1 protein-coding gene and 1 pseudogene are annotated in these 995 nt (G+C 46.0%); both read right to left on the bottom strand.

Annotated features, from left to right (window positions below; translation table 11 throughout):
* Positions 1-412 (bottom strand): chorismate mutase (tyrA, locus tag GMA8713_RS25790; protein WP_084387848.1); only part of this gene is annotated, 412 nt, incomplete at its 3' end.
* Positions 413-423: 11 nt separating this feature from the next.
* Positions 424-995: pseudogene (locus tag GMA8713_RS25785) on the bottom strand (3-deoxy-7-phosphoheptulonate synthase); the annotation flags it as partial.

The following is a 995-nucleotide window of genomic DNA, read 5'->3' as shown; positions in this document are numbered from 1 at the left end:
CATCGGCTTGGTGCCAATCTTTACTGCCTAATACTTTCACCTGATAGCCCGACAGTTTGAACATACGGCCAAATAAGCCGCCAAGTTGACCATGACCGCCAATAATCACCACAGAGCGCAGCTCTGGGTTTAAGCACTTAAAGCCAGAATCCTTTTCACTGGCATAAGATTCACGCATAGTACGGCGCAAAATATCTTCAATCAGTTGCTGGGGTACGCCTTTTCTTTCCGCTTCAGCGCGGCGAGAAGCCAGCATCGCCGCTTCTCGATCAGGAGCATAAATCGGTAGACCATGTCGGCTCTTGACTTCCCCCACCTTTTCAACCAAAGCTAATCGGCGTGCAAGCAGCTCGACCATTTGTTTATCGACAGCATCAATTTGATCACGTAATTCGTTAAGTTCAACAGCCATGGCACTTCCCTTTATTCACCTTTTTTTAGGCGATTTTCTAAGAACGGAACGAGCTCTTGATGAGCATGTCGTAATAGTGCCTCAGTTGATGACCAATTAATACAGGCATCCGTAATCGATACACCGTATTCCATTTCGTTGCGAGGAAGGTCAGAAGATTGATTACCTTCATTGAGGTGACTTTCAATCATCAAACCAATAATAGACTGATTTCATTCACGAATTTGATGAATCACATCTTCAGCGACTAACGGCTGACGACGGTAATCTTTACGTGAATTAGCATGGCTGCAATCCACCATTAACGAGGCATCCAATTTATGTTTTGCCATCTCTTGCTCACACTCGGTGACCGACACTGAATCGTAGTTGGTTTGCTTACCGCCACGTAAAATGACATGCCCATTTGGGTTGCCTTGTGTGGTAAGCAAGGCCACTTGCCCTTCACTATTAATGCCCATAAAGCGGTGGCTGGATGATGCCGCCTGCATCGCATTAATTGCCGTTGCTAAATTGCCATCGGTACCATTCTTAAACCCAATAGGCATCGACAAACCACTGGCCATTTCTCGGTGTGTTTGAG

Origin of the sequence: Grimontia marina, assembly GCF_900060185.1 — a bacterium.
Taxonomy (GTDB): domain Bacteria; phylum Pseudomonadota; class Gammaproteobacteria; order Enterobacterales; family Vibrionaceae; genus Enterovibrio; species Enterovibrio marinus.
The sequence above is the reverse complement of the archived record's forward strand: the minus strand, read 5'-3'. Positions and strand labels throughout refer to the sequence as shown.